Source organism: Microbispora oryzae, from assembly GCF_017896165.1.
Classification (GTDB): domain Bacteria; phylum Actinomycetota; class Actinomycetes; order Streptosporangiales; family Streptosporangiaceae; genus Microbispora; species Microbispora oryzae.
Map to the genome: position 1 here is coordinate 100,613 of NZ_JAFCNB010000010.1, position 23,738 is coordinate 124,350.

The window sequence follows — 23,738 nt, forward strand, 5'->3', positions numbered from 1 at the left end:
ACCGCAGGCGATCATCGTATTTGGAAACACCCGCTCAAGTATCACAAACACGTGATCAGATAAGTCACCGCACATTCCCATTCATCGGGTCATCAGGGGCGACGTCATCCCGCAGGCGCTTCCAGCCAGATGTCTCGGCCGGCGGACCACAGCTCTTCGACGTGGTACGCGAAGCGGTCGAAGAGGCCGTCGTCCTGGTAGCGCTTGAGGTGCAGCATCGGGGAGTCATGGCCGACCAGCTTGGCCAGGTGTGGGGTGACAAGCATCTCGTCGTCGAACTGAAACGCCGACATGGCGATGTGTTCGTCGCCGAACCGTGCCTCGATGCCGGGCACGCCCTTGAGTTGGTCCATCTCGGCCAGCGTGATACGGATCCGAGTGGACACTGTGAGTGGGACAGCTTCGGCTTCCTCCCGTCGGCGAGTGACCTCACTCTCTGGGTCACCGATCAGGAAACGGACGTGACAGCCCTGTTCGGCTTTGCGCTTGAGCACCTTTGCCAGATTGGGGTGCTCAAGCCAGAGAAAGTAGTTCGTGTATCCGGCCAGGGTGATGCTCGACTTCACCTCGGTGATGAGCGCTCGCCACACGCTCTTCGGGCAGGCTGATCGGTAGGGGTAGACCGACACTACTTCCCGATCGGGGCCGGTCTTGACCGTGTTCCTTATCGCCTCGGGCCATAACACGGACTCATCCACTCCCAACGCTTCGGCAGCGGCCCACCGATGACGTGGGTGCGGCATGCGCGCCTCGTCAGTCAGCCAGCGGGACACCGTCTTAACGTCAACCTCGCATCGCAGCGCGAGGTCCCTTTCGGTAAGTCTCGCACTGGACATGGCTTGGCGCAGGGAGTCGTTTGCCACCAGTGACCTCGAATCGGAAGGACGTTGAGGACGTATCTAGACGGTAACGCGGAACGTCCCGCGCGTCCCGAGAACGCGGTGTGAATGCCCCGACACGGTACGTCATGCTGCCGCCATGTCCACGACGACAACCTTTGAGGATCTGCAGGCCGCGTTCCCTCGCTGGACGATCTGGCGGAGTTCGGCGGATCGCCTATGGGCCACGCGCAATCGGCGGCTCACCGACGCGCAGCTAAATCACGGGCTGAGCCACACCATCGACGCTGACGACGCCGACCAACTCGTTGCGCAACTCCGCGATCAGGAAGAGCTCGCCGCACGGTTGCCGCCCCAGTGAGAGGCGGCGCATCTGCCCTCCGAGCATCCGCTGTCCGTGCGCTTGACGCTTGGGCCCAGGTCGACCCCGGCTGTCCCGCGTTGCATGTGGCTCCGGAGCAGCCGGGGCACGTCGCGATCCGGTGGATGCGCGAGACCCGACGCACTGCCCGGGTCCGGATCGTGGCCCACACCTGCGACTACTGCTCGCCGCTGGCGTATGAACTGTGCGCCTCCGGCGGGCTGCTGTTCGTCCGCCGTACGGACCGGAGCGGCGACCAGCCGAAGATCCACGAGACCGAACGCCTGCCGCATGCGCGGAAGCGCCCACTGTGGACGGAACTGCTGCTCGGCCGCGCCCGATAACCCTTTCAACGGAACCGCACCGACTCCTCACGCAGGGGCTCCGAGCTGGCGTAGATCGACTGATAGCCGGCCCAGCGGCGTCCGCCGAGTTGAGGGCGCCTATCCCCGGATCCTGAATGACCGACCGTTACTGTGCGGCCAAGGATTCCCCCCGCTCTCTGAGGCCCGAGCCGGTTGGGCTCCCGACCGGCTCAGCTCATCACAACGACAACGGCAGCGTTACCTCTTTGTTATCAACAGGCGTTTCCGCATGCCGGACGATTGCACAGTGGTGATTTGTCCCGATTTTGATCTGATTTATAGATTCCAGGCGCAAGAGTAGGCATTAGTTCTAGTTGTACATCGGTAAGGCGGCGGCTAAAGTGCCCGGAACGGGCCTGAGCGGTGTTGAGCACGGACACAGGACGGCCTCCTAACCGAGAAGCCGTCCTGATAGGCCATCAGACATGAACCTCAAGGCGCGGAAACTTTGGTGCGCTCTTACCGCAGCCAGCCTGGCCATCGCTGTGAACCTCGCCACCGAGTGGAAGCACGACCTGCTTGCATGGGCCGCTGTACCTGCCCTTGCAGTCATGGGGGCATGGGCCGAAACGATGGTTGACAAGGGGAGACAGCACAGAGCTGCCAGAAACAAATGGCAATCGCTTCCAGTTGTCCTGCACTACGACGAGCGGAACGGAAGCACGCGCAGGACGGTGTCAACGACCAGCGAGAAGGTTGCGACCGAGTTTCTCAAGCGCGTTCCCCTTCCGCTTGAGACGCCTCTCGAATCGACAAAACAGCAGCTCAAGCAGCTTTAGACAAGGAGGTCTGGCCCTATGCCCAAGTCTCGCTTCCAGTACGAACTCCCGGACCATCGAGTTGAGTACGGCGTTGAGGTGGACATTGACTCGCTCAAGATCGACGAAGACGCACAGCGCGGACTCAACCTGAAGCGAGCGAAAGGCATCGCTGACGGCCTGATCGTGGACGCGCTCGGCTCGATCGTGGTCTCGGAGCGAGCTGACGGCGGCCGGTACGTGGTTGACGGCATGCACCGCACTGAGGCCTGCAGGCTCCGAGGCCTCCAGACCATCAAGGCAGAGATCCACTATGGCCTCACCCAGCAGCAGGAGGCGACGCTCTTCCTCATCAAGAACCGGGAGTCAGCTAAGGTCAGCACTCTGGACGAGTACAAAGTCGGCTTGACCGCCGGAGACGCGCTTTGCGTGAACGTCGACCGAGTACTCAACAGCCATGAGCTCAAGCTGGGTTCAAGTTCAACGAACAGTGTGGGTGCGGTCTCCGCTGTGCTGCGCATCACCAAGCAGTACGGGCCAGAGGTTCTGGACCGAACGTTGCAGGTGGTGCAGGCCGCCTGGGGTAGGAACAAGGAATCCTGGGACGGCGTGATTCTGGGTGGCGTAGCGATGTTCCTGTCCCGCCACGGTTCCGGTATCGATGACGAGGACCTCGCGAAGAGACTACTCAAGCGGGGCATGGCGGCACGCTGGCGCTCTGAAGCGTTGACGCGGGCCTCAAACGGCGGTTACAACAACAGCGGCACTGGGTCGCGCGAGAGTCAGTGCTATCAAATGGTCGTTGAAGCTTGGAACAAGGGGCGCAGCGCCAATAACCGCATCGGTTAATTCGCGACTGGTCGTCACTTAGTGAAGTGCAGATTGTACTGCGGGTCATCTGAGTCACGGCAGAGACGAGTAACTATCTGCGGCCTCAACCAGCCGGGGCCCTATAGGCCGTTCCCATCAGCCGGAGTGCCAAGGGGGACTTCTGCGCGCGGGCGCCAGGCCCAGAGGTATTCGGGGCCGTCCTGGAGGACCAGGCTGATGCCCCGGATCGTGACCTCGCAGTCCGGTAGGTGGCGGCCCAGGGCCGCGATGACGGGGGCGGCGGGCTGTTCCGCGCTGCTGTAGGCGACGGTGACGTGAGGGATCCAGGGATCGGCGCCCAACTCGCCGTCGCGGCCGGTCGCGGCGCGTGTGGCGGCCCGTACGGCGTCGAGCATCGGCGCCAGGACCGCCACGGGACGCGCTTCCACGGCGATCGCCTCAGGGTGGTAGAGCACGCGGCCGAACGTCACAGTGATAGGCCGCACCTCCGCCAGGTGTTTCCGAGCCTCGCCGATCAGTGCGGTGAGCTGCTCCTGCGTGATCTCGTCCGTCAGGCCGACGACGAGTGTTGTCAGGTGCAGCCACTCGTACGGCACCGGATCAAGCCCCTCTACCCCCGCCAACCGTCGATGCGCCTCGCTCACCATCGCCTGAACCTGAGGGTGATCGCGGAACAGGACGTGCCAGTAGATACGCCCCTTCCCCCGAGGGAGCATCTCGCGTCTCCCCCAGCGGTCAGCCATGAACTGCGGCAGGGGGCTCACGCGTTCTCCCCAGAACCGACCGCCGACAGGGCGACGGAAGTGAAGTCGCGGATCTGGTCTCGGAGGGTCGCTGCGACATCGGAGCCCTGGAACCGCTGATCATCCAATCGCGCGTCCAATTCCACGAGGTAGTTCGTCACGGTGGACATGCGGAGCTCCGGCGGCATGCTCATCACGGGCGCGATCTGCTCGGCGGCACCATGAAGGTCGCCCATCATGGCGTAGGCGTTGGCAGCTCCGAACCTGATCTGCGCCCAAGTGGCGGGTACGCGGGGGTCGCCGGATGCCCAAGCCGACTCTGCCATGCGGGCGGCCTGAAGAGCTTGCTCGGGATTGCCGGCCCGCAGGGCGACCGAGAGCGCGTACAGCGCCTGCCGGGGGCGCGGACACGACCAGGGCGATATGCCGGAGTCTTGGGAGAGCCGACCCTGGGCGGCCTCTTCGGCACGCGTCAGAGCTTCCTGCGCCCGCCGCCTGTCTCCGAGCAGGCCCGCGGCATTCGCCTCCTGACTGGCGAGCAGCACTCGGAGCTGGGTCGGCGGACTGCACTCGTACCCTTGCCGTGCGAGGTTGGCCGACACAGCGAGCCGCCCCCGCCATCGTTCGGTCTTCGCCTGGGCACTGAGCGCGGCGGCTGGCCCCACACCGGCTTCCTCGGCACAGACCACGGCGGCCGTGCCGTGGCTGATGGCGGCGGTGTTGCGATGCAGGTCGCCAAGAAGGATGCAGGCATGGCCCAGCAACTCGGCCTCGATGCGGAACAGCTCACGGGTCTGGCGGAGCCTCTGCCTGCCCCCTCGGACGAGCAGGCGAGTTTGCCGCTCAAGGCGCATGACATCGGCGAGCACCCGCCTCGGAGCGACATGCGCGTGGGTTTCCTGGAGACGTTCCGTCTCCTCGGCGAGCATTCCGATCGTGCTGTCGCCTACGTTGGTCTGCTCAAGCCAGGCCATGAAATCGATCGCCTCGCTCTCCACGGATGAAAGGTCACCCGTGGGAACCGGCTCACCGAACAGGTTGGCCTCGCTGAGCCCGAGGGCTCGGGCGTACAGGACCCGGTAGGGGTCGCCGGGCTGGTTGTGCCCGGCCTCATACGCCTTGATCCGGCGGATCATGGTCTCCCGAGACGGCAGGCGGGCACGAATGTCTCCATCGGCGGCCTCGACCAGGCGGCGAGCCATCTCACGCTGACTCCACAACCTGTCACGCCGCTCGGCGCGTAGCCGTACGGCCCATCGCGGAAGGTCGTCGCTCATCGCCTGCACCTCTGCTCGGATCCGGGGGCGATCCTGGCCGCCCTCAGTTTCCCCCATCCGCACCTGTGCCGGGAAGGTTACGCAGCGCTGTCATAGCAGGTGAAACAGAGCGGGTCCACGCCTACAAGGACCCTGGCCGCCCTTGCCTCGGCTCCTTAGCCCCTGTCCCGGGTTGCATATTGCTGCCCCGCCTCGGGAACCGGGCGGTGGATCGTCAGCCATTCCCGAAGCTGGTCCTCGCTGCTCAGGCAGATCATCTGCACCAGGGCCCAGTTGCCCCGGTGGTTGGCCGTATCCGCAAGGTGCTCCTGCCAGTCCTCGGCGTACTCCCGGAGGGCGTTGCCCATCTCGTCGATCGCCTCGTCGTATGTCGAGCCGTCGGCGGCCACCGGCAGGCCGGGAATGAAGACCGACCACCTGCCGTCCTCTGCCACGACCCGGGCTTCGGCCGGGCAGAAGCGAGCCAGGAAGTCACGGAGCCGCTCGCCGTCCACGACCGCCATGGTCCGGTCGCCAGCGCGCACCGTCACGCTCCGGCCCCGCTCGACCGCGTGAAGAAGCTCGCCTGCGGAGCTGGCGCAATGCGATTCCATGCCGGTTCCTCCTCGTCCGACCGCCAGTATCGGATCTGGAGGTGCCTCACGTACGCCGACTACTACTCTTCGTTCGACGGTCAGGCGCCGCCGGTCACCTTGATGGCCTGTCCGGTGATGCCGGTGTTGGCGGCCGAGCCCAGGTAGACGACGGCGCCCGCGACCTCGGCGGCGTCGAGTAGGCGGCCGATCGGGGCCCGCGCGCTGTAGTGCCCGCCCGCCTGCTCGACCATCGCGACGTTGGTCTCGGTCCTGGTGAATCCGGGCATGACGACGTTGGACAGGATGTCGCCGTCCTTCCCGAGCCCGAACGCGGCGGACCTGCTGAAACCGTGCAGTGCCGCCTTGGCCGCCCCGTAGTACTCTCCGCCGGGCATGCCGTCGACCGCGATGCTCGACGAGATGTGCACCAGCCGTCCCCAGCCACGCTCCCGCATCGACGGGACGACCGCCCGGCTGAGCCGGAGCGCGCCCTCGACGTTGGCCCGGATCACCTTCTGCCACCTCTCGTCGGGCACGGCCTCGAAGGGAAGGTTCGCGGCCGGCTCGGCGGCGCCCCAGCGCACGGCGTTGTTGACCAGCACGTCGATCCGGCCGGACCACTCCAGCACGGTCTCGACCAGGCCGCGGGCCGCGTCCTCGTCGTCCAGCTCGTACGGGGCGACGAGCGAGCGCCCGCCGATCTCCTTGGCGAGCAGTTCCGCGCCCGCCTGCGCACGGTGATAGGTGAGAACCACGTCGGCCCCTTCTGCGGCGAACCCGCGGGCGATCTCGCGGCCGATGCCGCCGGAGGCCCCCGTCACGATGACCGTGCGGCCGGTGAGTCCCAGATCCATTCCAATGCTCCTCACGACAGCGGAAACCTTGAGCAAGACCGAGGATCCGGCGGCAGGAACCACGGGAGGGAGACCGGGCCGAGACTGGCCCCCGCAGGGCCACGATCGGAAACACGGCCACTCGGTAGCCTGCGAATCGTGAGCGACAACACTCTGGGCGAGTTTCTGCGGGCCCGTCGCGAGGCCGTCACCCCCACCGAGGTCGGGCTGCCCGGCAGCGGCCGGCGCCGCACCCCCGGCCTTCGCCGTTCCGAACTGGCCACGCTCGCCGGGATCAGCGTCGAATACCTCACCCGGCTTGAGCAGGGACGTGATCGGCACCCCTCGGTGCCCGTGCTCGCCGCCCTCGCCGACGCGTTGCGCCTGTCCGCCGACGACCGCCTCCATCTGCTCCACCATTTCAAGGCGGCCGATGGCGCCGGCCGGCTCGTCGGCCCGTGCCAGGGACCGCCCGCGCAGTCGGTCCGTCCCACCGTCCGGGCACTGCTCGACCGGCTCGAACCTGCCCCGGCATTGGTCGTCAACCGGCTCGGTGACGTGCTCGCCCACACGAACGGCTACGAGCGGCTCGCCGGCCCCATCGGATTGCTGGACCGCCGGCCGCCCAACCTGGTGCGGTACGTCTTCGCCGACCCCCGGGCCAGAGCCGCGTATCCCGAGTGGGACCGGGTCGCCGGCGAGCGGCTCGCCGGGCTGAAAATAGGGGTCTCCCGGGAGGACCCGCACGTCGAGCACCTCGTCAACGAACTGACCCTCGCCGTCGGGGCGCCCTTCACCGACCGGTTGGCGACTCCGCCCGGACCGTCCAGGCGCACCGGCCTCGAACGGCTGGCGCATCCGGAGGCGGGCGAACTGCGGCTGGCCTACGAGACCCTCGGCCTGTCCGACGACGACAACCAGCTCCTGATCGCCTATCTCCCCGCGGACGACGCCACCGCCGCCAGGCTCGACCGCCTCACCGGCCGCCACCCCGGCGCCCTTCGCGCCGTCACGGGCTGATGGCGGCACGGTGAGCGCGCTTGAGTACGGCTGCGGCCGGTGACGACGGCGCTCACGCGGCGAGACGCTCGCCCACCCGGTCGAGCCATTCGGTGATGAGGGCGGTGAACAGCCCGGCCTGCTCGTGCGGCAGCGCGTGGCCGGCCCGGTCCAGGACGGCGTACGTGGCATGCGGATATCGCTCCGCCAGCTCCCACGCACCGGCGTACCCCACCGTGGCGTCCTGCCGTCCGGCGAGGATCAGCGTCGGGCCCATGTACGGCGGCGCGTCCCCGGAAGTGCCGCTCAGCCGCCACTGTTCGGACATCCGTCCAAGGCCGTCCTGGTCGACGAGGGGCAGGGCCGGAGCCACGTACTCCCGGAACCGCTCCAGGGTGGCGGGCGTCTGCACGACGAAGTAGTCCCGGAACTGGGCCTGCTCGGCCGGGCTCAGCGCATCGGTCACGTCGACCGAGGCGCGCAGGACCGCATGGGGCGGCACTTCACGCGCCTCCTCACCGACGGGGCAGATCAGCGCGAGCCCCGCGACCTGGGCCGGACGCCGGTGCGCGACGCCCTCGGCCAGATAACCGCCGAAGGAGTGGCCGACGACAGCGAACCTCTCGTCGCCCACGACGGCGTCGATCAGGCCGAGCACGAGATCGAGGACGTCGTCGGAGCCGCGGAACCAATCCGGCACCGGAGTGCGGCCCATGCCGGGCAGATCCGCGTAGACGCGCCGATAGCCAGGCATGTCGCGGAACGCCGGCTCCAGGGAACCGACCATCTCGCGATGGTCCACCCCCGCCCCGTGCAACACCACCACAGGAGTTCCGCTGCCGTGCTCGACGTAATGCACCGCTGCGCCGCCGACCTCTGCCTCCATGCCGACAACTTAGCCAAGCGCCTGGAAGCGAGCCATCCGGTGGAGGAACTCCGGCATACCAGCAGAGGGCCGGCGGCGAACCGCGCGTGCCTCCGGATACGGCCGACGGCCGCCTAGAGCCAGCCGTGCTCGTCGGCTATGAGCGCGGCCTCGGCGCGGGTGCCGGCGCCGGTCTTGCCGATCGCCGCCGACAGGTGGTTGCGTACGGTCCCGGCTGACAGGTGCAGGCTCCGCGCTATCTCCGCCACGGTGCCGCCCTGCCGGGCCGCGCGCAGGACGTCGCGCTCCCGAGCGGTCAGCGGGCTCGATCCGCTGGCGAGCGACTCGGCGGCAAGGGCGGGATCGACCACGCGCAGGCCCGCGTGGACCCGGCGCACCGTGTCGACCAGGTGCTCGGGCGGCGCGTCCTTCACGACGAAGCCCGAGGCGCCGTTCTCCATGGCACGGGCGAAGTAACCAGGCCGCCCGAAGGTCGTACAGATCACCACCCGGCACGACGGGAGCGCGGCGCGCAGATCGGCGGTGACCTCCAGGCCGTCCCTGCCCGGCATCTGCACGTCGAGCAGCGCCACGTCGGGGACGGTCCGGCGCGCGGCCTCGAGCACCTCCTCGCCCGAGCCGACCTGGGCCACCACCTCGATGTCGGGCTCCAGCGCGAGCATCGCCGCCAGGGCGCCGCGTACGAGCGCCTGGTCGTCGGCGAGCAGCACCCTGATCATGCGCGGCTCGCCCGCAGCCGGAAGCCGCCGGCGGGGAGCGGGCCCGCTTCGACCTTTCCGCCGACGGCGCGCAGCCGTTCGGCCAGACCGGTCAGGCCGTTGCCCGGGCCCGCCGCGTTCCGCCCGGGGCCGTTGTCGCGCACCTCCAGCCAGTCGTCTCCGAACAGCACCTCGCACCGCGTCGCGCCGCTGTGCCGGATCACGTTGGTGACTCCCTCTCTCAGGACGTACGCGAAGGGCTCGGCCAGTTCGGCCGGGACGCGGTCCGCGGACGGCGGGAGGATCGGGCTGATCCCGGCGGCTCGCAGCGCGGCGCGGGCCCCCGCGAGCTCGGCGGCGAGGGACGGCCGGCGGCGGCCCGCCACGGTCAGGCGCACCTCGTTGTGCGCCTGCCGGGACAACCGCTCGACGTCGCGCAGCTCGGTGAGCGCGCGTTCCGGGTCACCGCCGCTCTCCAGCACCCGGCGGGCCAGGCCGGTCTTCACGGTGATCGTGGTCAGGCTGTGCCCGAGCACGTCGTGGAGGTCCCTGGCCAGCCGGTCGCGCTCCGCCGCCGCGGCCAGTGCCGCGATCTCCTCGCGGGCCTGACCGAGCTGGACGACGAGCCGGATCAGCAGCGTCACGGCCACCGGAATGATGATCCCGGGGACGAGCCCGCCCACCTGTCCCCAGCTCATGGGGCCGGGGGCGGCCCAATGCACGAACACCTGAACCGCCCAGGTCGCCAGCCCGAGCAGCACCCCCCAGCGGGCCGGGAGCAGCCAGGCCGCCACCGCGAGCACGAAGCCGAAAACGCCGGCGTGGCCGAGGAAGAACGGGCCGTCGCGCAGCAGGGCCGCCACGGCCGCCAGCACGAACAGGGCCCCGAGGAGCACGATCCGCCGCCGGGGCGGCAGGCGGACCCCGGCGATCATGGCGCCGAGCCAGCCCGCGGCGTACAGGACCGTGACGGCTCCGATCGCGATCCGCAGCGGCAGGGAGTCCGGCCACACCCCGTCCGGTCCCAGCGCCTCCCACAGCGGCCAGAGCAGGAGGAGCGACAGCACGATGATTCCGCGGATGTGGGCAGAGCGGGAGCCCACCCGGGCCGGGTTCCACACCGGCCAGGCGGAACGCCCCCATACGCCCTGATCGCCCACGTCAAACACCCTAGGCCCGAGCAGTGCCGAGGCGATACCGGGCGGCCACGGCGGCGCCCAGCACGAGCGTGTACAGCGCCAGGACCAGCGCGGCCTGCCCGGGGGCGGTGGCGTGCCCGACCTGCGCGAGCCAGTAGCTCGGCAGGACCTTGGCCACCGTCGCCAGCGCCTGCGGAAACGTGCTCACCGGGATGAACAGCCCGCCGACGAAGCTGAGCACCAGCACCACCGCACCCTGGTACGCCTGCAGGTTCTGGGCGGTGGCGAACTGACCGATCAGCAGGCCGAGCAGGGCGAACGGCACCGCGCCCGCCCACACGCCGAGCACGGCCAGCGCCCACCCGCCGGCGGACAGGTGCACCCCGCTGACGAGCGCGGCGACCAGCGACACCCCGGCCACCGGGGGCAGCGCCACGACCATCGCCACCGACGCCTTGGCCAGCAGATAGCCGCCGCCGCTGAGCGGGGTCAGCCGCAACTGGCGCTGCCAGCCGATGCCGCGCTCCACCGCCGTGCGGGCGCCGACGTCGAGCGCCGTCTTCACCGCCCCGAACGCCGCGACGCCGCCCATGACGTACGCCGCGGGCGCCCCCTGGTCGATGAAACGGTCGGCCATCAGCAGGTAGAGACCCACCGGCAGCGCGACCGCGAACAACAGGAACTTGGCGTCGCGCAGAATCCGCCTGATCTCGAACACGAGGTATCCGGTCATCGCACGGTCTCCGAAGCTCCGGTCAGGCGCAGGAAGGCGTCCTCAAGGCCCAGCGCGCCGACCGCGGACACGGGGCCGTCGGCCGCGACGCGGCCCGCCCGCATCAGCACGACCCGGTCCGCGTACGCCTCGGCCTCCTCCAGGTAGTGCGTGGAGAACAGCACGGTGCGACCGGTCTCGGCGAAGGCGTGCATCGACTGCCAGAACTCGTGCCTGGCCTCGACGTCCATCGCCGCCGTCGGCTCGTCGAGCACCAGCAGGTCAGGGCCGGGCACCAGCGCCATGGCGAACCGCACCCGCTGCCGCTGGCCGCCGGACAGCCGGGCCGCCCGCCGGTCGGCGAGGCCGGCCACCCCGGCGCGGCGCAGCGCCTCCTCCACAGGGATCGACGTGCGGTGCAAGGACGCGATCAGTGTCACGGTCTCGCCCACGGTCACGTCGTCGAGCAGCGCGCCCTCCTGGGGCATCACGCCGACCATGCCGCGCCGCACCGCCTCGCGGGGGGACACGCCGAACAGCATGATCTCCCCGGCGTCCGGGCGGGCGAGCCCGACGAGCATGTCGATCGTGGTGGATTTTCCCGCGCCGTTGGGCCCGAGCAGGGCCACCACTTCCCCCCGGCCCACCACCAGGTCGATTCCGTCGACCGCGCGGTTCTCGCCGTACGTCTTGCGCAGCCCCGCCACGGACAGGGCGGGGGCGCCTTCGTGAATGTCCATGCGGCAAGCCTCCGCCGCCGCCGCCGCGCGGACCTCGGCCGTCTGTCACGACCCGGCCACGACAGATGTCACGGGTCTGGAACCGGAGCCGCCCGGCGGACCGCTCAGCCGAGGAACTTCGCCAGGATCGCCGCCAGCGCCGCCGGGCGCTGCAGCACCGCGTGGTCCTCGCCGGGCATCACCGTCAGTTCGGCGCCGGGCACGGTCGCCGCGACCGCCCTCGTCCCCTCGGCGAGGAGCGGCGAGGTCTGGTCGCCGTAGACCGCGAGCACCGGCACGCCGATCCGGGCGAGCCGCTCGAACGGCATCACCTGCCAGGGCTTGCTGACCAGGATGTCGTACGGCAGGCTCGGCGCCTTGCCGGCCATGAACGACCACCCCTCCCCGGCCTTCATCCCGGGGATCACTTCGGCCGGTACGCCGACCGCCTCACAGAGGAACAGTTCCGTGGCGCCGTCGCGGTCACCGGCGGCGACCAGGGCCGCGAGCCGGTCGTACAGGTCGGCCGGCGGCCTGGGCTGGTTCTCGTCGGCGCAGTACGGCGGCTCGTAGACGGCGATCCGGTCGACGGGCAGCCCGCCCATGGCCCCCTCCAGCACGAGCACTGCCCCCGAGGAGTGCCCGAACAGCGAGGCCCGGCCGCCGACGTGGTCGATGACGGCCCCCAGGTCGGCGACCTCGTTGGCCACCGAGTAGTCGTCGCTCTTGTCGTCGCTGGCTCCCCGGGCGCGGCGGTCGTAGGTCACCACGGTGAACGACGACGCGAGCTCGGCCCCGAGCCCGGCCACGGTCGAGCGGTCGTTGAACGCGCCGCCGACGAGGATCACCGGCGCGCCGTGGCCGATCGTGTCGACGGCGAGGGTCGTACCGTCCGCGGACGTGATGTTCTCGGTCATGTCTGTCAGCCTCTCAAGGGTCTACCGGCGGGTGAAGGTCAGGTGGGTGACGCCGCTGGGGGTGGTCACGGACTCGATCCTGAAGCGCTTCTCGAGCCCTTCGAGCCCCTCCCACAGTCGCTCGCCGCGGCCCAGGATGATCGGCACGAGGGCCACGTGCATGTGGTCGACCAGGTCGGCGGCCAGGAACTGACGGACGGTGCCCGGGCCGCCGCCGATCCGCACGTCGAGGCCGCCCGCGGCCTCGCGGGCCTGCCGGAGCGCTTCCTCGGGCGTGGCGTCGACGAAGTGGAACGTGGTGCCGCCCTCCATCTCCACCGAGGGGCGGGGGTGATGGGTCAGCACGAAGACCGGCGTGTGGAACGGCGGGTTGGGCCCCCACCATCCGGTCCACGCGTGGCTCTCCCACGGGCCCCGCTGCGGGCCGAACTTGTTGCGGCCCATGATCTCCGCCCCGATGCCCGCGTCCCATGTGCGGACCATGGCGTCGTCGACCCCGGTGGCGCCTCCGGTCTTCCCCTGCATGCCATGGAAGGTCTCGGTCTCGAAGAACCACTCGTGGAGCCGTCCGCCGGCGTGGCCGAACGGCTCGTCGAGGCTCTGGCCCTCGCCCGTGGCGAAGCCGTCGAGGGAGACGGAGAAGTTGTGGACCCGTACGCGAGACATGCGGTGCTCCCGATTCCGACTAGTGGTTGCGGATTGCAATCACTAGGATGGAGCGTAAAGTAGGTAGTAGCGAATTGCAACCACTTAGGAGGGTCGCCCATGCGACACGAGCCGCGGTCGGGATGTGCGATCAACGCGGCGGTGGAGGCGCTCGGAGACAGGTGGAGCCTCATCGTCCTGCGCGACGTGATCTTCGGCGGGCGCCGGCACTTCCGTGACCTGCTCGCCAACTCCGAGGAGGGGATCGCGTCGAACATCCTCAGCAGCCGTCTCAAGGCCCTCGTCGCCGGAGGTCTGCTGACCCACGAGGACGCGGGACGGGGACGACGGGGGACCTACAGCCTCACCGAGGCGGGCATCCAGACGGTCCCGATCATGGCCGCGCTCGGCTCCTGGGGCCTGCGGCACCGCCCGACGACGCTGGAGCTGGGCGTGCGGGCGCGGTTGATGGAGGAGGGCGGCCCGCCGCTCTGGGAGGACCTCATGGACGAGCTGCGCGAGGCACACCTGGGCATCCCCCGCCCCGACACCGGCCGCCCGCGCGCGTCACAACTGCTCCAGGAGGCGTACGAACGGGTGCTGGCGACGACAATGGAAACGTGACATCCGAAGACCAGCAGCACCCGCGCGGGCGTGTCGTCGACCTCAGTCATGTGGTCCGGCACGGCATGGTCACCTATCCGGGCCTGCCCGCACCGGAGATCGTCGATCACCTGACGCGCGAGGACTCCCGGAGCCACTACGCCCCGGGCACCGAGTTCCAGATCGGCCGCATCACGATGGTGGCGAACACCGGCACGTACCTCGACACTCCGTTCCACCGGCTCGCGGAGGGCGAGGACCTGGCCCAGATCGACCTGTCCCGGCTGGTCGACGTCCCCGGGCTGCTGATCGACGTCTCCGGCTCCCCCCGGCGCGGCATCGGCGTCGACGCGTTCGACGGACACGACGTCAGGGGGCGCGCCGTCCTGCTGCGTACGGGCTGGGACAGGCACTGGGGCAGCCCGGCCTACGGCGACCCGGATCACCCCTTCCTGACGGCGGACGCGGCCGCCCTGCTCGCCGACCGGCGACCGGCCGTCGTCGGCATCGACAGTGTCAACATCGACGACATGGCCGACGGGCACCGCCCGGCCCATACCGCCCTGCTCACCGCGGGCGTCCCGATCATCGAGCACATGCGCGGACTGGAACGGCTGCCGCACACCGGGTTCCGGCTCCACGCGGCCCCCGTCGCCGTGTCCGGCATGGGCACGTTTCCCGTCCGGGCGTACGCCCTCGTGCCCTAGGCGTACAGCATGGGGAGATCGACCAGGAGGACCCGGGAGTCGCGGGCGGCGGCGTCGGTGAGCGCGGCGTCGAATCCGGCGCCGCTGTAGAGGGCGAGGACGGTGTCGCGGGTGTCGAGCCCGCGCGTGTGCAGGTGGTCTTTGGCCTGCTCCAGGCGCTTCAGGTGGCCCACGTTCATGACCTCCGACCACTTCGCCTCTCCCACCGACAGGAGCCGGCGCGGGTGGCCGTCCTGGGGCGCGAGGGCGATCACGTCGACCTCGATCTGCTGCCCTCTGCCGCCGCCGGTGGCGACTCCCGCCGCGACCTCGGTGGCGAAGTCGCCGTCCCAGTCGTGGGCGAGCGCGAACTCCCGGCAGACGTGCTCGAAGTGCGGGCCCACCACCTGCGAGGCGAACCTGGCCCGGGAGCCCCGCCACACGCGATCGGCCCAGCCCCGCTCAAGCTGGCTCCAGGCGGGCCGCATGATCGCCTCATAGAACGTGACGAGCGGCTCAGCGACCCGGTAGAGCGAGCGCTTGCGAATCGGATCGGCCTCCTTGCGGATGAGCTGGCAGTCCTCTAGTACAGCGAGCGGATGAGCGATGTCCGTCGCCTTGCGCTCCATGTGCCCGGCGATGCCGCCCCGCGTGTTGTTCCCGGCCGCGATCGCGCCGAGCACGGCGTGATAGAGGGCCTCGTCCCGGATCTCCATCTCGTTCGTCAGCAGGTATCGGGCCTCGCGGAAGAGCGGCGTGTCCGGGCTGAGCACCCGCCGGACGACCCAGTCGTCGAGATCGTCGCCGGGGGCCTCGTTGCCGACGAAGCGGGTGCGGTAGGCCGGCGTCCCGCCCACGATCGCGTTCACCTGGAGGGCCAGCCGCGGATCCTCGATCCCCCAGAACAGCCGGGCCAGGCGGTGATCGAACGGCTGCACCACCAGGTCGAGCGACGCCCGCCCGCGCAGCGGCGCCTGTCCGGCGAGGAGCCTGCCCATCACCGACATCGCGGACCCGGCGAGCACGAGACGCACCCGGCTGCCGGTGCCGCGGTGCGCGACCCGCGTGTCGATCTCGCGCTGCAGGATGGAGGGGATGGAGGGATCGGCCTTCACCAGGTAGGGGAACTCGTCGAGCACGAGCGGCCGGTCACCGCAGTGGTCCAGCAGATAGGTGACGGCCTCGTCCCAGTTGGCGAACGCCAGGGCGCCCGGGACGCCGAGGTAGGCAGCCACGGCCGTGCCGAACTGCCGGAGCGCGTCCGCCGACGTGGATTCGACGGCGACGAAGTAGAAGCCGCCGAACACGTCGGCGAGCGCCTGCAGGAGGAACGTCTTGCCCTGCCGGCGACGACCGCTCACCACGGCCAATCTCATCTCCGGGTCCGGCGCCTTGGCGAAGTCGCTGAGCGCGGCCCACTCGCGATCTCGGTCGAAGACGTGAGCAGGCTTCACGCGGCCCCCAATGTATAAGTGCACTTCTTATAAGTCGACTTCTTAGAAGTGTACTTATACATACCCCAGTCTCACGCCTCCGCACCGGCCGCCCGCGCACGTCACAGACTCCATGAGGCGTACGAACGCATGCTGTCCGCAGGGACAAGCGACAGGCTAAGCTAACTTAGCTAAGGGGGTTGGCGATGTCAGAGCGCGCTACTGAGCAGTACAACATTCATGAGGCGAAGACGAACTTGTCCCGCATCATCGACCGGGTCGAACATGGCGAGGAGATCGTCATCAGCCGTGCCGGTCGTCCCGTGGCCAAAGTCATTCCTTTCCCAGCCAGGGCAGGCCGCCGCGGCAGGGGCTCCCTGAAGGGGAAGCTTCGCATGGCCGACGACTGGGACTCGCCTGAGGTCAACGACGCCATCGCGAGGGATTTCGGGTTGTTGCCGTGAGGATGCTCCTCGATACGCACGTCGTCCTTTGGTGGTTGAGCGACGACCCGACGCTTGCCGACGAGATCAAAGACGTGATCGACGAAGGGCCAGAGGTCTTCGTAAGCCCGGCGACTCTGTGGGAAGTGGCCATCAAGCAGAGCATTGGCAAGCTGACGGCACCCGATGACCTGGTTGAACGAATCCGCGACAGCGAGTTCCGCGAACTGCCGATTCGGTTCGGCCACGCCATCGAGGCGGGAAGGCTGCCACCCCTTCATCGCGACCCCTTCGACCGACTGCTGATCGCTCAAGCCCGCCGTGAAGGACTCTCCCTGGTCACCAGAGACGGCCAGATTTCCAAATATGACGTCCATGTAGTGGCGGTCTGAACGGGCCTCACTACCCGGGCGCGAAGTGGGAGAGGACCTCGGGGTTGGCCATGGCGTCGGGGTTGGCGGCCTGCTCCACCGGGGTGCCGAGCAGGATCTTCCGTACCGGGATCTCCAGCTTCTTGCCGGACAGCGTCCGGGGGATGCCGGGCACCACGCGGATCTCGTCGGGCACGTGGCGGGGCGACAGCTCGGCGCGCAGGGTCGTGCGCAGGCGCGAGACCAGGTCGTCGGAGAGCGACGCGCCGCCGGTCAGGGTGACGTACAGCAGCAGCCTGCCCTCCTGCCCGAGCCGTCCGGTGTCGATGACGAGGCTGTCGGCGATCTCGTCGAAGCGCTCCACGATCCGGTAGAACTCGCTGGTGCCCATGCGGACGCCGCCCCGGTTGAGCGTCGAGTCGCTGCGGCCGTAGATGACGCAGCCACCGTCGGGGAGGATCTTGATCCAGTCGCCGTGCCGCCAGACGCCCGGATAGTCGGCGAAGTACGAGTCGCGGTAACGCTCGCCGGAGGGGTCGTTCCAGAACATGACCGGCATGGACGGCATGGGGCCGGTGACCACGAGCTCCCCCACCTCGCCGACGACCGGCGACCCGGCCGGGTCGAACGCCTCCACCGGAGCCCCGAGGCAGCGGCAGGGGATGACGCCGGCGCGGACCGGCAGCAGCGGCACGGCCCCGACGAAGCCGGTGCACACATCCGTGCCGCCGGAGAACGAGCCGAGCTGCACGTCGTGCCGCACGTCGGAGTAGACCCAGGCGAAGCCCTCGGGCGGCAGCGGCGAGCCGGTCGAGCCGATGCCGCGCAGATGGTCCAGGCCCTCCGGCTTCACCCCCGCCTTCAGCGAGGCCATGATGTACGGCGCACCGGTGCCGAAGTAGGTGACCCGTTCTTCGGCGGCCAGCCGCCACAGCGCGTCCGTGCCCGGGTGGACGGCGCTGCCGTCGTACAGGACGACGGTGGCGCCCACCAGCAGGCCCCCGATGAGGTAGTTCCACATCATCCAGCCCGTGGTGGTGTACCAGAAGAACACGTCGCCACCGCCCAGGTCCTGGTGGAACGACAGCGACTTGAGGTGCTCGAGGACGATGCCGCCGTGGCCGTGCACGATGGGCTTGGGCAGCCCCGTGGTGCCGGACGAGTAGAGCACCCACAGCGGATGGCCGAACGGCACCCGCTCGAACTCCAGCGGCGCGCTCTCGGCCCGCAGGTCGTCCCAGGTCAGCCCGCCGGCCTCCGGCGCCTCCTGGCTCAGCGTGGGGATCCAGATCGTCGCCTTCAGCGAGGGCAGCCGGGCGGCGATCTCCCGCACCACGTCCGACCGGTCGAACCGCCTGCCGCCGTAGCGGTAGCCGTCCACCGCGATGAGCACCGCGGGCTCGATCTGGGTGAACCGGTCGATGACGCTGGACGCGCCGAAGTCGGGTGAGCACGACGACCAGACCGCGCCCAGGGACGCCGTGGCCAGGAACGCGATCAGGGCCTCGGGGATGTTCGAGACATAGGCGGCGACCCGGTCGCCGCGGCCGACGCCCAGCCGCACCAGCCCGGCCCGCACCCTGGCGACCTCCGCGCGGAGCTCGCCGAGCGAGTACTGCCAGCGGCCTCCCGCCTCGCTCCGGAAGACCATCGCGGTCCGGCCTGGGTGGCCGCGCAGCGCGTTCTCCGCGTAGTTGAGCGCCGATCCCCCGAACCATTCGACCTCGGGCATCACCCCGTCGATGACGGGCCCGTCGCCACGCTCGCCGACGACCTCGAAGTAGTCCCAGATGGACGTCCAGAAGCCGGCCGGATCGCGGACCGACCACTCCCACGTGTCCTGGTAGTCGACCGGGCGCCCGAGCCACTCCATGTAGCGGGTGACGCGGGCCGTGCGCACGACCTCGGGCGTGGGCTCCCAGAGCAGAGCGCCTTCCTTGACCATGTGCCCATCTTCGCGACGCCCCGCCCTTATGTCACCCTCACCACCCACATAGACAGGACCCGTCATATGTGGACCGCGCCCCGATCGGCGTGGTTTCTGAGCTGATCGATGGCCATCCGTGCGGCGGTCCCGATCGCGGCGTCGGCGCGCGGCTGGTTCTGCGCCGTGCTGAGCGACCGGGTGAACACGGCCACGGCGTAGCGCCCGCCGTCGGGATACTCGACCACGCCGACCTCGTTGCGGACCGTGGGCAGTGTGCCCGTCTTGCCGCTCACCGCGACATCGTCGAACGGGAACCCCGAGGCCAGCCGGTGCGGCCACACCTGCAGACCCATCAGGCGGCGGATCGCCCCGCAGGAGGCCGCGCCCGCCGCCTCGTCACGCCAGATCATGGCCAGCAGCCGGGTCATCTCGCGCGGCGTGCTCCGGTTGCTCAGCGCCGGGTCGAGCGCGCGCAGGCGCGCCACCACCTCGGGGTCGGCGCACGCCTGGGTCAGGGCGGACTGGTCCGCCGCGCCCGTGTCCGCCCACATGCCGGAGAGCATGTCGCGGCAGTCGTGCAGCACCCGCGTCGTCGTCAGACCGAGGCCGTCGAGCAGCGTGTTGACCGCCTCCCGGCCCACCCGGGCCAGCAGCACGTCGGCCGCGGTGTTGTCGCTCACCGCCATCATCAGGTACGCCAGGTCGCGGATCGACAACGTGGCGTCGTCCAGCATCACCCCCAGCCCGGTGCCCCCGCCCACCCGGTCCGCCGCGGTCACCCGGACGTGTTCGGTGAGGTCGAGCAGCCCGCGCTCGGCCTGGCGGTGCAGTTCCACCAGCAGGGGCACCTTGAACACCGACGCGAGCACCACGGGTTCGCCGGCCCGCAGTGCCACCTCGCGCCCGTCGTCGATATCGGCCGCGTGCAGCCATCCGGTGACTCCGGCCTCGCGGAAGACGCGCTCGATCGGGTTCACCGCGCCCACCGCCCGCATGGCGCTCACGCCAGGAACCCGGTCGCCGGGCGCGGCGCCACGCGACGAGTGGGCGGCGCTCCTTCGTCGACCATGCCTGCGCTGTCTTTCAGCACCTGTACGGCCACGGCGGTGAAGTCGCGCACGTACGGCCCCGGCTCGGCCCGCCAGGCCGGGGAGCAGCGCCAGGCCAGGGGCGCGCCCGCGAGGGGCCGCCACACCACGCCCGGCACCTCGGCGGGGGCGCCGAACGCGACGGCGGTGCCGGACAGGACCAGGCCGAGGGCGAACTCCGCACGGTCGGTGCTGATGATCTCGGCGGGGACGAAGCCGCCGCGGCGGCAGGCGGCGAGGGTGTCGTCGTACAGGCCGGGCTCGGCGTCCCGGGGGAACAGCACCAGGTCGCGCCCGGCCAGGTCGCCGAGGTGAACGGTCGCCCAGGCGGTCAGCTCGTCGCCCTCGGCCAGCAGGACGCCCGGATGCCGGACGAGCACCGGCCCGTGGTCGAGCCCGTTCACGTCGGCCGGATGCCGCAGCAACCCGACGTCGAGCCTGCCCTCCAGCAAGGCGGCGACCTGCGCGGCCGTGCCCATCTCCACCGGCGCCAGCCGTACGTCGGGGCGGCGGTCGCGGAACCCCGCGATGAGCGCGGCGACCACGGCGGCGCCGAGGTCGGCGGGAACGCCCGCCCGGACGACCGCCGCGTCGCCGCGCGCCAGGTCGGACATGAGGTCGCGCGTCCGCTCGACTCTGGCGACGATCTCGCGGGCCTCGGGCACCAGCAGCCGTCCCGCCTCGGTCAGCGCGACCCGCCGGCTCGACCGCTCGAACAGGCGCACACCCAGCTCCTCCTCCAGACGCCGGATGCGCTGGCTCAGCGGCGGCTGTGCCATCCCCAGCCGCGCGGCCGCGTTCCCGAAATGCAGCTCTTCCGTCACGACGAGGAAGTAGCCGAGATGCCGGACCAGGTCCACGAGCTGGAAGCATATCCAAACCGAACATGTAGCGCGTTGATATCCATATTGGACATACTCCCGGCCGGTCTGCTGCTCTTGGCGTGCACTCGACTCGAAGGGGGACGCATGCGAGAGCGAAGGCGCTGGCCGTACGTCACGGCGGCGGTGCTCGTACCGGTGGTGACCGCGGGGGCGATCATCTGGGCACTGCGCACGAAGGGCTCACCCGAGGAGACCGCGCGGGAGTTCCTCGCGGCCTGGGGGCGCTCGGACTACGCGGCGATGCGCGCGCTCACCGCCGACCCGCCGGCCGGCTTCGAGAGCACCTACCGCCGCTTCCACGACGACCTGCGACTGACCGGGCAGCGGTTCCAGGTGACGGCTGTCCAGGATTCGACGGTACGGTTCCAGGCCAAGCTGACCGGACCGCTGCCCATCGCGTACGACGGGAGGCTGCGCCTGGTCGAGCGCGACCGCGCCTGGAAGGTGGCATGGACCCCGGCGGCCGTCCACCCGCGGCTGACCGACCGCCTGCGGGCGAAGATCACCACGGTGCCCGCCGCGCTCGCCCCGATAACCGCCGCCGACGGCACCCGCATCGACACGCCGGACGCCCCGGGCTCCGTCCGGCAGATCGTGGACGGCCTGCGCGAGCAGTACGGCTCCCGCCTGACCGGCACCGCGTCCGCCCGCGCCGATCTGGTCGACGCCCGGACGGGCGAGAAGGTGGTCGCTCTCGCGAGCGGCGGGTCGAGACCGGGCGAGCCGCTCCCGGTCACGCTCGACCTGCGGGTGCACCGGGCGGGCGCGCAGGCCCTTGAGGGCGTGGACAAGCCCGCCTCGCTCGTCGCGCTCCGCCCGTCCACGGGTGAGATCCTCGCGGCGGTGAACAAGCCGGGTGGATACAACCGCGCCCTGCTCGGCGCGTACCCGCCCGGCTCCACCTTCAAGGTCGTGACGGCCTCGGCCCTGGTCGCCGGCGGCGTCACACCCGACCAGACCGTCGAGTGCCCGGCCGAGAAGACGATCGGCGGCTTCCCGTTCCACAACGCCGAATTCCACGACTACGGCACGCTGCGCTTCGTCGACGCCTTCGCGCACTCGTGCAACACGACGTTCGGCGACATGGCGGTGCGACGCCTCGGCGCGGACCGGTTGGCCAAGGTGGCCGCCGACTTCGGGTTCGGCGCGAGCATCAAGATCGGTGTGCCCGCCGTGGACGCCGCCTTCCCCGCGCCCCGCGACGACACCGATCTCGCGTCCGCGGCCATCGGCCAGGGGCGCGTCCTGGCCAGCCCGCTCAACATGGCCGCGGTCGCGGGCGCCATCGCGGCGGGCACCTGGCGCCAGCCCCGGCTGGTCCCGGAGGCGCTCGTCCCCAAGGGTGGGACGCCCCCGCGCAGGCTGGAGCCCGCGGTCGTATCCGCACTGCGCCGCCTCATGCCCGCGGTCGTCAGCGAGGGCACCGCGAGCGGCGTCTCCTTCCCCGCGGGCACGGCCGGCAAGACCGGGACGGCCGAGTTCGGTTCGAGCGAGAACGGCGAGAACCCGCCCACGCACTCGTGGTTCATCGGCTACAAGGGTGACCTGGCCTTCGCCGTGGTGGTCGAGGGCGGCGGCACGGGGGCGCAGGTGGCGGCCCCCGTCGCGGCCCGCTTCCTCAAGGCGCTGTAACGGCCGGCCTCACGTCAGGCGGGCGTGGTCAGGCGGGCGACGGCGGCGACCACCTCGGAGGCGTTGGAGAGGTCGGGCAGCACGATGTCCGCGCCCGCCTCCTGCAGCTCGGCGGCCGTCGAGCGGCCGGAGGCGACCGCGATCATCGCCGCGCCGCCGATCCGGGCGGCCTGCACGTCGCGCGTGGAGTCCCCGATGAGCACGGTGTTGCCCGCGGTGAACGCCGCGCCGTGCCTGGCCTTGGCCCGTCCCTGCGCGACCTGCAGGAGGGTGGCCTTGGGGTAGACCTCCTCGCCGTAGCCGCCGACCTCGGCGTCGATCCACTTGTCCAGCCCGAACGCGCGGAGCTTGTGCGCGGCGTTGCTCTTGATGGTGCCGGTGAGCACGGACTGCACGACGCCGTCCAGCTTGGACACCGCCTTGAGGGCGTCCTTCGCCCCGGGCATCATGCGGCCGTCCTTCGCCAGCCGCCCGTGCCGCTCGGCGAACGCGACCGCGAGCGCGTCGAGGAACCTCGGCAGGTGGTTGTCCTCGACGGCGATGCCGTTGACGGCCAGCGTCTCGAAGACGATCTCCGAGTCGGGGCGGCCCAGCGCCGGCGCGAGTTTCACGAGGGGCCGCCCCGCCACCATCCTGAACGCGTCCGCGTAGGCGTCGCGGGTGACGATGGCGACGTCGACGAGGGTCAGGTCGATGTTCCAGAGCACCAGGCGTTTGATCGCGGCCTCCGTGAGGGTGCGGGGTGGATCGTGCTCAGCGTACGGCCCACGGGCGTCGCGCGGTGAATCCGCGACGACGCCATGCCGCGGGCCGGAGGCGCCCGTCGCCTGCCACGCAGGGATTACCGCCGGATCTGGGTATCGAAAAGGGATGGCACAGTCTCTTTGGCTGACATGTCCGTGGCCACCGTGACGGCCGTCATGACGGCCGTCACGTCGACCGGCCTCACGACCGGCCCGGCGGCCGGAGCGGCCGAGGTCGCCGGCTACCCGCACGCACCGGTCTGGGCGGTGGTCGCCGCCGCCCTGCTGGCGATCCTCGGCGTCGTCAACCACGTCAGGTTCGTCCGCGGCGGGCCCGGCAGCACCTGGGCGGCGCGCTACTTCGACACCGACAACCCCAAGGAGCTGCGGAACCTGCCGTTCGCGCAGCTCCCGGGGGCCGTCATGCTCGCGATGTGGGCCGTGATGCTCGCCTACACCTGGGTCTCCGGCCAGGAGACCTGGGACGCGATCATGGGCCTGTTCCTCTTCGCGTCGTTCGTCTTCGGAGGCGTGGCGGTCAAGCGGCTCTACCGGCCGCCGCGCAGGGCCAAGCCCCGGTGGCTCCTGGAGATGGAGCGGGCCGAGGAGGAACGCCGGGCCGTCTGACGCC

At 70.2% G+C, this 23,738-nt stretch carries 28 protein-coding genes; 11 read left to right on the forward strand and 17 right to left on the reverse strand.

Features of this window, described 5'->3' with window-relative positions:
- Positions 1–104: 104 nt before the first annotated feature.
- On the reverse strand, positions 105–773 hold the full coding sequence (locus JOL79_RS19355) for a DUF5919 domain-containing protein (RefSeq protein ID WP_307848616.1): 669 nt from the start codon (positions 771–773) through the stop codon (positions 105–107).
- 205 nt (positions 774–978) lie between these two features.
- Here JOL79_RS19355 and JOL79_RS19360 point away from each other — a divergent pair, with 205 nt between their 5' ends.
- The 4 genes from JOL79_RS19360 to JOL79_RS19375 all read left to right on the forward strand — a co-directional run bounded on the left by JOL79_RS19360 (position 979) and on the right by JOL79_RS19375 (position 3,172).
- On the forward strand, positions 979–1,200 hold the full coding sequence (locus JOL79_RS19360) for a hypothetical protein (RefSeq protein WP_210157253.1): 222 nt from the start codon (positions 979–981) through the stop codon (positions 1,198–1,200).
- A gap of 125 nt (positions 1,201–1,325) precedes the next feature.
- On the forward strand, positions 1,326–1,544 hold the full coding sequence (locus tag JOL79_RS19365) for a hypothetical protein (RefSeq protein WP_230985077.1): 219 nt from the start codon (positions 1,326–1,328) through the stop codon (positions 1,542–1,544).
- Between the two features lie 446 nt (positions 1,545–1,990).
- Positions 1,991–2,344 (forward strand): hypothetical protein, encoded by a 354-nt coding sequence (locus JOL79_RS19370; protein ID WP_210157255.1) that lies wholly within the window; start codon positions 1,991–1,993, stop codon positions 2,342–2,344.
- An 18-nt stretch (positions 2,345–2,362) separates the two neighbouring features.
- Positions 2,363–3,172, forward strand: a complete 810-nt coding sequence (locus tag JOL79_RS19375; RefSeq protein WP_210157256.1) for a ParB/RepB/Spo0J family partition protein — start codon at positions 2,363–2,365, stop codon at positions 3,170–3,172.
- A gap of 101 nt (positions 3,173–3,273) precedes the next feature.
- Here the strand turns inward: JOL79_RS19375 and JOL79_RS19380 are convergent, their stop codons facing one another.
- The 4 genes from JOL79_RS19380 to JOL79_RS19395 form a co-directional block, all read right to left on the reverse strand.
- The gene (locus JOL79_RS19380; protein WP_210157257.1) at positions 3,274–3,918 is read right to left on the reverse strand and encodes a 2'-5' RNA ligase family protein; all 645 of its coding nucleotides are present in this window, start codon (positions 3,916–3,918) and stop codon (positions 3,274–3,276) included.
- A complete protein-coding gene (locus JOL79_RS19385) occupies positions 3,915–5,099 on the reverse strand; it encodes a hypothetical protein (protein ID WP_210157258.1) in 1,185 nt (394 codons plus the stop codon). The genes JOL79_RS19380 and JOL79_RS19385 overlap by 4 nt, the downstream gene beginning before the upstream one ends.
- Before the next feature lie 230 nt (positions 5,100–5,329).
- Complete coding sequence (locus JOL79_RS19390) at positions 5,330–5,767, reverse strand: type II toxin-antitoxin system HicB family antitoxin (RefSeq protein ID WP_210157259.1); 438 nt, start codon at positions 5,765–5,767, stop codon at positions 5,330–5,332.
- Between the two features lie 80 nt (positions 5,768–5,847).
- Positions 5,848–6,603 (reverse strand): SDR family NAD(P)-dependent oxidoreductase, encoded by a 756-nt coding sequence (locus JOL79_RS19395; protein WP_210157260.1) that lies wholly within the window; start codon positions 6,601–6,603, stop codon positions 5,848–5,850.
- Between the two features lie 138 nt (positions 6,604–6,741).
- Between JOL79_RS19395 and JOL79_RS19400 the strand changes: the two genes are divergently transcribed.
- Positions 6,742–7,602, forward strand: a complete 861-nt coding sequence (locus JOL79_RS19400; RefSeq protein WP_210157261.1) for a helix-turn-helix domain-containing protein — start codon at positions 6,742–6,744, stop codon at positions 7,600–7,602.
- A gap of 52 nt (positions 7,603–7,654) precedes the next feature.
- Here the strand turns inward: JOL79_RS19400 and JOL79_RS19405 are convergent, their stop codons facing one another.
- From JOL79_RS19405 to JOL79_RS19435, 7 genes are all read right to left on the reverse strand, one after another.
- Positions 7,655–8,467 carry an alpha/beta fold hydrolase gene (locus tag JOL79_RS19405; RefSeq protein WP_230985078.1) on the reverse strand — a complete coding sequence of 271 codons (813 nt, stop codon included), beginning with the start codon at positions 8,465–8,467 and terminating at the stop codon, positions 7,655–7,657.
- Positions 8,468–8,580: 113 nt separating this feature from the next.
- Complete coding sequence (locus tag JOL79_RS19410; RefSeq protein WP_210157262.1) at positions 8,581–9,186, reverse strand: response regulator transcription factor; 606 nt, start codon at positions 9,184–9,186, stop codon at positions 8,581–8,583.
- On the reverse strand, positions 9,183–10,325 hold the full coding sequence (locus JOL79_RS35495; RefSeq protein ID WP_210157263.1) for a sensor histidine kinase: 1,143 nt from the start codon (positions 10,323–10,325) through the stop codon (positions 9,183–9,185). The genes JOL79_RS19410 and JOL79_RS35495 overlap by 4 nt, the downstream gene beginning before the upstream one ends.
- A 10-nt stretch (positions 10,326–10,335) precedes the next feature.
- Positions 10,336–11,037, reverse strand: coding sequence for an ABC transporter permease (locus JOL79_RS19420; RefSeq protein WP_210157264.1), 702 nt, complete (start codon positions 11,035–11,037; stop codon positions 10,336–10,338).
- The gene (locus JOL79_RS19425) at positions 11,034–11,756 is read right to left on the reverse strand and encodes an ABC transporter ATP-binding protein (RefSeq protein WP_210157265.1); all 723 of its coding nucleotides are present in this window, start codon (positions 11,754–11,756) and stop codon (positions 11,034–11,036) included. The genes JOL79_RS19420 and JOL79_RS19425 overlap by 4 nt, the downstream gene beginning before the upstream one ends.
- Positions 11,757–11,860: 104 nt before the next feature.
- Positions 11,861–12,652: an alpha/beta fold hydrolase gene (locus JOL79_RS19430; RefSeq protein ID WP_210157266.1), complete on the reverse strand. Its 792-nt coding sequence runs from the start codon at positions 12,650–12,652 to the stop codon at positions 11,861–11,863.
- A gap of 21 nt (positions 12,653–12,673) precedes the next feature.
- Positions 12,674–13,318 (reverse strand): dihydrofolate reductase family protein, encoded by a 645-nt coding sequence (locus JOL79_RS19435; RefSeq protein WP_210157267.1) that lies wholly within the window; start codon positions 13,316–13,318, stop codon positions 12,674–12,676.
- A 99-nt stretch (positions 13,319–13,417) separates the two neighbouring features.
- Between JOL79_RS19435 and JOL79_RS19440 the strand changes: the two genes are divergently transcribed.
- Both JOL79_RS19440 and JOL79_RS19445 read left to right on the forward strand, forming a co-directional pair.
- Entirely contained in the window at positions 13,418–13,921 is a 504-nt protein-coding gene (locus JOL79_RS19440; protein ID WP_210157268.1) for a winged helix-turn-helix transcriptional regulator, read from the forward strand.
- A complete protein-coding gene (locus JOL79_RS19445; RefSeq protein ID WP_307848617.1) occupies positions 13,918–14,607 on the forward strand; it encodes a cyclase family protein in 690 nt (229 codons plus the stop codon). Before JOL79_RS19440 ends, JOL79_RS19445 begins: the two co-directional genes overlap by 4 nt.
- Here the strand turns inward: JOL79_RS19445 and JOL79_RS19450 are convergent.
- Positions 14,604–16,040, reverse strand: a complete 1,437-nt coding sequence (locus tag JOL79_RS19450; RefSeq protein ID WP_307848618.1) for an AAA family ATPase — start codon at positions 16,038–16,040, stop codon at positions 14,604–14,606. The genes JOL79_RS19445 and JOL79_RS19450 overlap by 4 nt on opposite strands.
- A gap of 185 nt (positions 16,041–16,225) precedes the next feature.
- Between JOL79_RS19450 and JOL79_RS19455 the strand changes: the two genes are divergently transcribed.
- Both JOL79_RS19455 and JOL79_RS19460 read left to right on the forward strand, forming a co-directional pair.
- Positions 16,226–16,483 carry a type II toxin-antitoxin system Phd/YefM family antitoxin gene (locus JOL79_RS19455; RefSeq protein WP_210157269.1) on the forward strand — a complete coding sequence of 86 codons (258 nt, stop codon included), beginning with the start codon at positions 16,226–16,228 and terminating at the stop codon, positions 16,481–16,483.
- Between the two features lie 2 nt (positions 16,484–16,485).
- The gene (locus JOL79_RS19460) at positions 16,486–16,854 is read left to right on the forward strand and encodes a type II toxin-antitoxin system VapC family toxin (protein ID WP_230985107.1); all 369 of its coding nucleotides are present in this window, start codon (positions 16,486–16,488) and stop codon (positions 16,852–16,854) included.
- Between the two features lie 10 nt (positions 16,855–16,864).
- Here the strand turns inward: JOL79_RS19460 and JOL79_RS19465 are convergent, their stop codons facing one another.
- The 3 genes from JOL79_RS19465 to JOL79_RS19475 all read right to left on the reverse strand — a co-directional run bounded on the left by JOL79_RS19465 (position 16,865) and on the right by JOL79_RS19475 (position 20,708).
- Positions 16,865–18,778, reverse strand: a complete 1,914-nt coding sequence (locus JOL79_RS19465; RefSeq protein ID WP_210157271.1) for an acetoacetate--CoA ligase — start codon at positions 18,776–18,778, stop codon at positions 16,865–16,867.
- A 62-nt stretch (positions 18,779–18,840) separates the two neighbouring features.
- A complete protein-coding gene (locus JOL79_RS19470) occupies positions 18,841–19,755 on the reverse strand; it encodes a serine hydrolase (protein ID WP_210157378.1) in 915 nt (304 codons plus the stop codon).
- A gap of 5 nt (positions 19,756–19,760) precedes the next feature.
- Positions 19,761–20,708, reverse strand: coding sequence for a LysR family transcriptional regulator (locus JOL79_RS19475; RefSeq protein WP_210157272.1), 948 nt, complete (start codon positions 20,706–20,708; stop codon positions 19,761–19,763).
- A gap of 108 nt (positions 20,709–20,816) precedes the next feature.
- Between JOL79_RS19475 and JOL79_RS19480 the strand changes: the two genes are divergently transcribed.
- Entirely contained in the window at positions 20,817–22,364 is a 1,548-nt protein-coding gene (locus tag JOL79_RS19480) for a penicillin-binding transpeptidase domain-containing protein (protein ID WP_210157273.1), read from the forward strand.
- Positions 22,365–22,378: 14 nt separating this feature from the next.
- On the opposite strand, the gene JOL79_RS19485 is transcribed toward JOL79_RS19480, so the two are convergent.
- Positions 22,379–23,071 carry an HAD family hydrolase gene (locus tag JOL79_RS19485; RefSeq protein ID WP_210157274.1) on the reverse strand — a complete coding sequence of 231 codons (693 nt, stop codon included), beginning with the start codon at positions 23,069–23,071 and terminating at the stop codon, positions 22,379–22,381.
- 186 nt (positions 23,072–23,257) lie between these two features.
- On the opposite strand from JOL79_RS19485, the gene JOL79_RS19490 reads away from it, so the two are divergent.
- Entirely contained in the window at positions 23,258–23,734 is a 477-nt protein-coding gene (locus JOL79_RS19490; protein ID WP_210157275.1) for a hypothetical protein, read from the forward strand.
- The last annotated feature ends 4 nt before the right edge of the window (positions 23,735–23,738 follow it).